Genomic DNA, 10405 nt, shown 5'->3' with positions numbered 1-10405 from the left:
CCATGCCGTTGCCAGCGGCCGTGGTCACACTGAAGATCGTGCCGTCAGTCAGGCCGTCGGCCGCGTCCGAGGCCGTCAGAGTGCCGGCGATGGCCCCGCCGTCCTCGACACCGGAGCCGGAGATGTCGCCGCCGATGGTGGCCGGATCATCGATCTGGTTGATGGTCACGTTGACCGTGGCCGTTTCGGTCACACCGCCGCTGGTCACCGTATAGGTGTAGGAGTCGGTGCCGTTGAAGTTGGCGCCCGGCGTATATTTCACCGTTCCGTCGCCGTTGTTCACCACCGTACCGTTGGTGCCCTGCGTCACGCTGGATATGACCGGCGTGCCTTCGAAGCTGTCATTGATCAGCAGGTTCGTCGTAACATCGCCGTCCTCGTCCACGGTCTGGGTGTCGGCCGCGATGTCCGCCACGGCCGTGATGGTGTGACTTAATGTTACCGTGTTCAAGCTATAGCGCGTGGTATCGCCATTTCCAGAGGCATCGACGCGGCTTTCCACTCCTTCACCAGTGACAATGTCCGCTCCGGAGCCATCAACGAGTCGAACGACGAGATCCGGTGCGTCACCGTTATAATCACCGACGGGGACGAAGCGCAGCGAATCTGCAGCCGCAACTGCAAACCCGCTAGTGTCGGTCACTACAGAGGGCAGAGCCGTCCAATGACCGGAGTCTGTCTTGTACTCCCACTCGCCCTTGGCCACATCGGCCGTGTACCCGGTGATGATGACGCCGCGAAGGGTTGTGGAGGTGTTGCCGCCACCCGTAATCCCGGATTTATTATCCGTGACGTCGTTGTAGTTGGATCCGAAGAGGCTGGTGATTGTAGCACCGGGGATACTCCCGTTCGCCGTGTCCTCATCGATGGCGCTCAGTGTGGCCGAACCCGTAGCCACGGGCGCGTCGTTGACTGCCGTGATGCCGGTGGTCAGGGTCACTTCGTTGGAACTGTCGCTGAATCGAGTCGTGCCGCCCGTCGTACCAATATTGACTCCTGTGGCGTTGGTCACCGCACCGCTGGAACTGTCAATGAGGCGTGTTGTCAGGGCACCGGGGGTGCCATGAAAATCCGCTGTGGGGACAAATCGGACAGCTGTGTTTTCAGCAAACAGAGTGGCGCTTGTGAGGCTGACGGTGGTGGCGATGTTGGTCCACGAAGAACCGTTGAAATACTGCCATGTGCCTTGAGAGGCTGTGGCCGCGTTGCCGACAATGGCTACACCGGCCAAAGTGTTGGCCGAGGACCCTCCCGTCACCTGGTCGGTCGCATCCGAGAAGGCCGCGGTGAAAAGACTGCTTATCGTCGAACCGGATGGATTCGTGCTGTCTTCGTCGACAGGCGTCAGCGCGACGCTTTCCTGGGTGCGCGTTGGGGCATCGTTGACCGCTGTTACGGTCAGGGCCACGTTGTCGGTCACCGATGAAAATGCACTTGTGCCTCCAGTAGTGGTTGTATCGACCTTCGCACCCGCCGATCCCGTGCTTTGGTCCCAGGCGCGGATGGTCAGGCCCGCGCTGACTGAGCCGTTGATATTGGCTGTGGGCTGAAAGTGTATCCGGTCCGTGGAGCGAAGGAGTAGGCTACTGCTGTCGGCAACCGCATCAATGGATGTCCAGGTCGTTCCGCCATTGGTGCTGTAGCGCCATGTGCCCAGAATGCTATCAAGCCCAGTGATGGCAATGCCCTTGGGGTTGGTGGTGTCCACGTCGGAAATGCCGCCCGTCAGGCTTGAAACCAGCACGCCCACACCTCCAGACGGTGCCGCCGCATCTTCGGCCACGGTGATGGATAGCGCCGTATCCGCCAGCACCGGCGCGTCATTCACGCCGGTCAGGGTGATGGTCTCTGTGGCGGTGGTCTGTTTGGCTCCGCCCAGGCCTTGCGGGCCTGGCGTATTCGCGTCGCCTGTGTTGCCGTCGTTCAAAGTCCAGACCAACGCGACGGGTTCCGTTTCCCCTGCGGCAAGACTCTGGCGAGTGTTTTCGTAGGTGATGGCCCGGACGATTTGCTCCACCTGGGCCGAAGTGGCGTTATGCGCAAACGTGATGGTCAGCTTACCGCCCGCGTTGGTGAATGTGCCTACTGCCGTGGTGTTGATCCGAATGTTTCCACCATCGAAATTCACGCCGGTGTCACCGCTACCGGTCACTCCGAAAACGTCACTCGCAATGGCTCCACCTCTGCGACTGAGGGAGAGAGTTGCACGTTCCCAGTCACCGTTCTGAGACGCCAGGAAAGAGAGTTCCGGGTCGTTGAGGGTCGCCGCCGAGGCCAGGGTGATAGACGCGGCGTCTTCCGTGTAGGATCCCGTGGAAGGAACGTTCAGGCTCGGGGTGTCGTTGTTGGCCGCGATGGTCACGTTGATGGACCCGTTGCCTGTTTTGGGCCCGCCGGTTCCCTGACCATTGGTGGCTCGATCCGCGTCCGTGTCCCCGTCGTTGATCGTATAGCCGATACTGACCTGAGTCGGCGGATTGTCATTGGTGTTCTGGTAGGTGACGGCCCTTAGTACCTGCGTGGCCTGGGCGGTGGTAGTCCCTTCGGCAAAGGTGATGGTCAGTACACCGTCGGCATTGGTGAACGTACCCACTGCAGTGGAAGCAATTCTTATATTGCCGCCATTGAAGTTCACGCCGGTGCTGCCACTGCCGGTCAAACCAAAAACATCATCCGTGGCTGGAATGCCTGCGTTGCCGGCTTGGCCGGTGCGCTGCAGCGTAAGCACCGCATTGCCCCAGTTGTTGTACACGGATAATTCCGGATCAACCAAGATAGCATCGTCATCCAGGATCACGGTGGGTCCATCTTCGACAAAGGTCGGGGTGGCGTCCAGGCTGCCGAACGAAGGCGCTTCATTCGTACCGGCGATAGTCAGGGCAATGGTTCCTGAGGAGGTCCGGTCCGTGCCTCCTGAATTACCGTTATCATGCAGGACGAGGCTCAAGGTATCTGTGCCGGAAAAGTTGCTGTCGGCGGTATATTTCAGATAACCAGCTGTTATGACGCCGTTGATATCTGTCAAAGAATCCGCACCGATGTTGCTACTGCTCAAGGTGATGGTGCGGTTCTCATTTGAAAGCACACCATTCACATTACCCTGGTTAAAAGCCTCAAAGGTACCGTGCAGCGCCGTAATCACGAGGGTCGGTTTGGCCGTAACTGCGTAATCGCTATCCCCTGAATCCTTGTAATCGGCCACGGTGATGCCGGTGATGGAGGCCTGGGTATTTTGATTGAGCGACTGGCTTTCGGATCCCCCTGCAATGGTCAGTGTAGGGGCATCGTTCACCGGATTCAGAACGATAAGCACATCCTTGGAAACAGTTCCATGCGTTGTTGTACTGTCGCCGATACTGTTGCCTAAGTCGCTGACAACCATGTGCAGCGTTCGGCTATTGTCGTTAATGTTATTACTGTTCGCGTCCGCAGCGCCGATGTATTTGAGAGTGCCCAAGGCCGCATTGACGGCGGATACCGTACCGCGGATCGTAATGGCTCCACTCCCGCTGACCCCGGAGGTCACGCTCACTCCGGTCGTTGTCATGACCAGCGTTCCGCTTGGGATGCTAAGTGCAACTTCCACCGTTCCTGTTCGGGCATCCACGTCGGCGATTCTCAACGTGTTGCCGCCGGTGAAGCTGAACTGCACGTCTTCGGTGGCCGTCACGGAAGAGGGGCCACTGGCCGTGGGTGCGTCATTGACAGGGGTGATAGCGCCAATCGTAATCGTCTGGGTCGCGGTCAAAGGCGTGGTGTTCCCGGTTCCGCTGTTGCCCAGGTCGTTGACCGTTACGGTCACGGTTTCGGAAGTGTTGGTGTCATCACCCGGAGTGAAGCTCAGTCCGTTGAGCGCCGCGTTGACGTTCTCCAATGTGCCCTTGATGGTCACCGAGGCGGAAGAATTGGCGCCGCCCGTAATGGTTACGTTGCTGGTGCTGCCCAGGGTGACGATGCCGTGGGTCGTGCCATTGGGCACGGCGATGGTCACCGAAACCTGGCCACGATTTGTACCGCCCTCATTGCGCGAGGCCTCGATGTCTCCGACCACAACCAGACTTGTCTCTGCATTCGAAATGACCAGCGCGCTCCCTTCCGTGACACTGCTACTGATAGTTTTATCGCCACTGATCGTAGGGCTATCATTTACAGGCGCGACGGTTGTGCTGATGGTGTTTGTAGCGGCGGATATGGCCGTGGTTCCGCCATTAGCACTACTGTTTACAGTGCTGCGGGTTTCCGTTCCGTCGGTGGTGGTACTGAAAGAGCCCGTATAGGTATTGTCCACTGCCCTTGTGGTCAGCGCGGGAGGCGTACCGTTATAATTTGCTGCCGGAACAAAACGGATTTGCGTAGTCGCGGAAAGAGCCAATGCCGTGGCGTCATCCGCCACAGTGCCAATGGATTTCCAATTGCCGTCGGTGGAATACTCCCAGACGCCCTGGGTTCCTGCGTTGGCGGAATTACCGACGATGAGAACGCCAGCCAGACTGGAGCCTGAATCCACATCCTGGAAATTCAAGCCAGCCAGAGTATTGATCACTGCCCCGGTCGGATTCGAGGTGTCTTCCACCGTACTGGTCAGGGTCAGGTTGCCAGTTCCGGTCGGCGCGTCATTCAGGTCAGTGACAGTGATCTGGGCAGTGTCCGTGGCCGTGGAAAAGGCGCTGGTCTGAATATCGTTGGCGGTGGTGTTGGCCTTGGTTCCAAAGTTGCCCGAGGTCTGGTCCCAGGCCTTGTAGGTGATGGTCGCCGTGCCGCCGTTTTTGCCATCAGGAACGAAACGGATGGAATCGGTGGAGCGCAGCAGCAGTGCGCTGGTGGCGGTGACCGTGCCCACGTCGGTCCAGGTGGAGCCGTTGGTGGAGTATTGCCATTTTCCGTTGGCCGCATTGGCCAGACCGGTGATGGCGATGCCTTCCACTGCCCCGGTATCCACATCCGTGATAGTGGTACCAACCAAGGTGCTCACGGTGGTGGTCACATAAGGATCAGCCAAATCCTCGGTGAAGGTGCCGAGGTTGGGGTTCACGGCGGTCAGCACCGGCCGGTCGTTGATCTGCGTGACCGTCACGCTGGCCGTGCCGGTCACGGTCTGGGTGGCATCGCCGCCTGCTCCATCCGCGTCATAGCTGATGGTCAGGTCGCGGGTGACGGTCGCCGGATTGGCCGTATCGCTGCTGCTAAAACCGATGGCGCGAATCAGAGCCTGAACCTCCGCATCGGAAGTGACATTGCTGTTGAAGGTGATAAGCAGTGTCTGTCCAGATACGCCGTTCTTGGTGTTGTCGATGGTTCCGATCTGAACGTCGCCAAAGGTGACCGAGTTGCCGGACACGCCGATCTGACCCGCTCCCAAGCCAGCATTGATTACGGACAGGATATCGCCAGCCTGCGCATTGGTGATGGCAATTTCAAGCGTACCGCCATCCAGTGATGGCGTGAGTGTTGTCGCATCTTTGAGGTCCGAATCGGAAAAAACCACCGTGCTGCCGATGGCTACCGGAGATGCGTCTTCCACATATTCCGTGGTGCCGAAGATGCTGGGGGTCAGAGTTGGAGCGTCGTTGACCGCAGTCAGGTTGATTTTGAAATGGCCCGAAGGTTCGGTCATGCCAGAGGCGTCGGAAATTGTGAAACCAAAGCCATCTTCAAAGTTATTGAGGTGTGGGTCCGAACCGTTGTGTGTGTACTTGAGATATCCAGCCTGAATGTCCGCCAAGGTAAAAGACGCACCCGTCCCCAAAATGGTGATAACCCCATCCTTCTCCAGATACAGGGTGCCGTGTTGTACAGGTGGCGTTGTAACGCGGTACTGGGTCTGCAAGGCGCTGTTGTCGGAATCGATATCGGATGTGATCCCTGACCCAAGGTATGCGGTGGTGATTGTATAGCTGGCTCCTTCAGTCACCGTGATTGCTTCATTCTTGTATACTATCGGCGGATCGTTCACCGGCAGGATGTTGATGCTTACCGTGGCGCTGTTGCTGTCTTGATTCGCAGGAGTGGCAGTGGCGTTATCGTTTAACCCCCAACTGAAATTGTCCAAAGTCTGATCCGAGCCGTCTTGCACGTAACGCAATCTGCCGCCATCTAACTGGGCCTTGGTGAAAATGTATCCCGATCCGCTCAGGTCAGAGGCGTCCAGGATTTTGTCAAAGGTGCCATCATTGTTGGTATCCACCTCGATCCTGCCATAGGAGGGCAAGGTTTTGATAAAATAGGTGGCCATGGCCAGATCGTTGTCCGAATCGCTGGCAGACAGGATCGAAGCGTTCAGCACCTGGATGCGTCCGGGATTGTCGTCAAGTTGTCCGGACAAGGAGGGCACGCCTTCTTCCACGGTAAAACTCTTGTCCGACGCGGTGGGCGCGTCGTTCACGTTGTTGACGGTAAAGGTAATGGTCCGCGTTGGGCTTTGAGCCACATTTCCCTTGGTGATCTGAATACTGTTGGTGTCGCCATCGGTCACCGTGGCATAATTTCTTTCGGAGACTGCATTGCCACTGATAACGACATCGCCCACTTCGACCACGCCGCCATCGATCAGATATACGGAAATGCTGACGCTTCGCTCCTCTGACGCCGGGTCATGAAAATAGGCGATTTTACCGTCGGCGACATCCTGGGCGGAAAAACGGGCATCTTGCGCCAGGGCCACCCAAGACGAGGACGTGTCATTCCATTGTTTGATGGAACCAGCCGTTCCAGGAGATTGTGCCAACACATAGTAGAGCTCGGACGGGCCGCTCTCCACATCATGGGCCTGAACATTGGCGATGGTCAGTTTTACGGCGTTGCTGACACCTGTCAGATCAAAAGAATCCGCATCCCCACCTGCGGTGTTGTGCTCCAAGAGCGTGGCTCCACCGCTGGTCTGCGTGATGGTCGGGGCGTCGTTGACTGGAGTGATGGTCAGGGAAATGCTCGAAGACCCGCTAACCGTGCCGCCTGTCCGTGAGACGGTGAAGGGGTCGGCATAGGCATGATCGATTGGCTCCGTGCCGTCATGCACGTAGACTACCGCGCCGGTATCAATGTCCGCCTGAGCAAAAGTGCCGTTCAGGCCAAGAGCCACTCCATTGAAATACAGCGTGCCATGGTCCGGAAGGTCGGTCAGAGTGTAACTTTCCGAATTGTTCAGAATCGTGCTGGTCACGGTTGTAAACAGCCCCTCCGGAGTCAATCCCGTCAGGGTGCCGCCAGGACCTCCCCCGCCCGTGTAGGTTCCGGCGGCGATGGTGATATCCAGAGTGCCAGAACTGACTCCGCCATCGCCGTCATTGATTCGAAAATTGAAGCTATCAGGCGTATCCGAGGCAAAAATGCCGCCGTCGATATGGAAGGTCAGATGATTTGCGTCAAGATCGGCCTGAGTAAAGGTGGAGCCAACACCGATCTGTATGCCATTGAGGTATAGGGCACCGTAGGCAGGATTGCTGCTGACCGTGTAGACACGCTTGCTGTCCGGGCTATCCGGATCAGTGGCCGTGAGATACGCAGTGGTGATCGCGGGATTGGGCGTGGTCGTGTTGACGGGCAATGTTTGGGTTTCAGGAGAAGGCGGATCATTTTGCGCCATGATGGTAATAGTTATGTCACTGCTGGCCGTTGTGGGGGTCAGGCTTGTATGTCCATCTGTGGCCGTGACCGTAAATGTGGCCGACGGATGCGCGCTTGGTTCCGCACCCGTGGAGATGAAACGCAGTGGATGCGCGAGAAGAGCAGCCTGGGTCAGCGCGGTGCCGGCAGTCACGTCCACATATGCGCTTCCATTCCAATATTGGAGTTTGCCAACGGCTGCGTCGGGCAACGTGTTTATGGTCAGGGTCATGAGATTCGCATTGCCATCGGCGTCATTCAGTCCCAGGTTGAGTTCCGTGTAGGTTGCCGGGCCGGAAACGTATTCCAAAACGGATTGGGACGCCCCGGTGATGGCAATCTGGGCGTTCACATCGTGAATTTGGATCGGAAGACTCACGCTGGAGATGACTCCACCTGCGCCGTCACGCACGGAAAAACTCACGCTATCCACTTGGTCGAGCGAAAGTTCGCTGGCGGTATGCCTGTAACTGATTGTGCCCGCAATGATGTCGGCCTGGGTGAACAACGAGCCAACCAAAACCGGAATGCCGTTTTTGAGCAGTTGTCCATGGGTGGGCAGGACCTCGACACGGTAGGTGAGCTGTTCGGAAGCGTTGTCCGGATCAAGCAGGGGGAGGGTCGCGGTAGTGATGACCGCGGTTGCGCCTTCGTTCAGGTCAAGCTGTAGCGGAGTCAACGTCGGTGCATCATTGCGCGCGGCTACGTTGAAAGTCGCATCAATGGACGCGTCGCTGATGCTCGTGCTCCCCCCGCTGGAAGTCACTGCCAGCGTGCCTCCCGCGCTGCCGGAGCTTGCGTCCCAAACACGGTAAGACAAGGTGGCCTTACCGGATTCCTGGGAATCGATACCGCTGTTGTCGACCACAAAACGGACCAAGGCATCATGGGGGATCAGGGTGGCTTCACTGATGGACGGGGTAAAAGCGTTCCAGGTCGAACTGCCACTGAGTTGGTATTGCCACGTTCCGGTCATACCGTTGGTGGTACTGCTGGCATAAGCGACGAGGCCCGGCGTGGTGTCGGTGCTGTCCACATCGATGACCAGGGAGGCCCTGCTCACTGACTGAAGCAAAGTGGAGGCCAGGACGCCTGGATTCTCGGCATCGGATGCATTTTCAGGGATCGGCGTAGTCACAACAAGGCTCGCCGCCGTGCCCACCGGTGCGTCGTTGGTACCGTGGATGCTGACAGTGATCACGGCGTCAGAGGTTAACCCATTCGCATCCCGCATGGTGTAATTGAAATTTTCAGTCAGGCTCTGTCCCGCGCCCAGGGTCTGCACCGACAGACTGTTGTTATCCAGCGTATAGGTATAGTCGCCGTTCGCAGCCAAATTCAGCTTCCCATACGTACCTGTGAGGGCGGTGCCCACAATCCCGGCTGCCCCTTCTCCGACCCTGTCGCCCAGGCGGACGGCGATGACGGTCTTGGTGTCACCGATATCCATGTCGGTGTCGTTGCTCAGGACATTGCCCGTGGGTGTGACATCCGTGTCTTCCGTGGCGCTGATGTCATCAGCCACGGCGACCGGGGTGTCGTTGACGGAAGTGACGACGACTGTGGTCGCGCTGTCCGTGACGGTGGTGGAGCCATCATTGACGGAAATCGTAAAGGTGGTTGTTTCCGTGCCGCCCGGTGCGACATGATTTTCGGTCGGCGTAAAAACCAGCCCCCGAACAGCAGCCTGGGCCTGGTCTGCAGTGCCGGTGAAAGTGTAGACGCCCGTGCCGGCATCGAAGCTGCCTGTGCCCAGATTGGACAAAGCGCCTTTCGCGGCCGTATCAAGTGTGATCGTCACGGTCTGACTGTCGCTGTCATCCGCGTCGGTAATGGTCACGGAGGAGAAGGGAGTGGTGGTGGCGGTATCGTTGATATTCGTCGTCGCGGTGATGCCTCCCAGTACCGGCGTGGCCAGCAGGTCGCGGTAGCCATCCGCGTCCACGGCCCTCGTTTCCACGTCGCCGACCCGGTATTCCAAAATCCAATCCCCACCCTTCTCCGCCGCGCCAGTGGCATCGGAGGAGGCAGCTACATCGACGCCGGTGAGGCGGGCGAGCTCGCCAATGAAGGCCTGCCCCTTTTCACTCTGGGCCACGTCGCACCCGTAAAGCAGCATATCGCCATTTTCGCTGAAGGAGCTGCTCCACCCCGCGACCTGACCGGCACGTTCGGCCAGGGTTGCGTCATTCAAAATGGCCGTGCCCAGGCGGACCTCTCCGTCGCTGCCGTGAGAAAAAACATGCAAGGCGTCCACCTGCCCGTATGCGGACAAGGCTTGGCTCAAGGCCGTGATACCATCGGCATCAGCGTCCAGGCGGATGATAACGGCATCCTGACTCAGATTTTTTTCGATCTCAGCCGGGTTATGTACCGATGCGTCGATTACAAATATTTCCACGAGTGGGGCTTCAGCTAAAGACAAGTCCTGTCCGCCCTGCTCTGCCGGTTCCGCATCGTGCCTGGCTTCTGCGGCGCCGGCGTCATCCTGGACATAGGCCAAACCCGGAAACTCGGCGTGCACGCCTGCGTCGTCATGAATATGGTCGGAGGTATCGGCCGTGGATGCGTCAAACAAAAGGCGCGGTTCCAGCTGAAAAAAAGAATGACTCATGGCTGTTCTCGTAATGTACGTTTGATGCTTTTGGCCGGACGGCCTGTTTTATGATTTGATCTGCCTGCAAAAATCACTGGACGCGTAGTGTTTGCCTCCTGCAACTCACTCGGTATCCTCCGACGAGGCCTGGCTTGTGGTGGACACGGATCATTGGACCGACAAAAGGTTGATCCATTTCTAAGCCTT

1 protein-coding gene is annotated in these 10405 nt (G+C 58.0%); it reads right to left on the bottom strand.

Annotated features, from left to right (window positions below; genetic code table 11):
* The coding region (locus tag BMZ40_RS11600) for a cadherin-like domain-containing protein (RefSeq protein ID WP_092375735.1) at positions 1–10216 on the bottom strand (10216 nt) is incomplete at its 3' end.
* Positions 10217–10405: the final 189 nt, after the last annotated feature.

It is taken from the genome of Desulfomicrobium apsheronum, from assembly GCF_900114115.1.
GTDB classification, from domain to species: domain Bacteria; phylum Desulfobacterota; class Desulfovibrionia; order Desulfovibrionales; family Desulfomicrobiaceae; genus Desulfomicrobium; species Desulfomicrobium apsheronum.
This window is presented reverse-complemented; position numbering and strand designations above follow the sequence as displayed.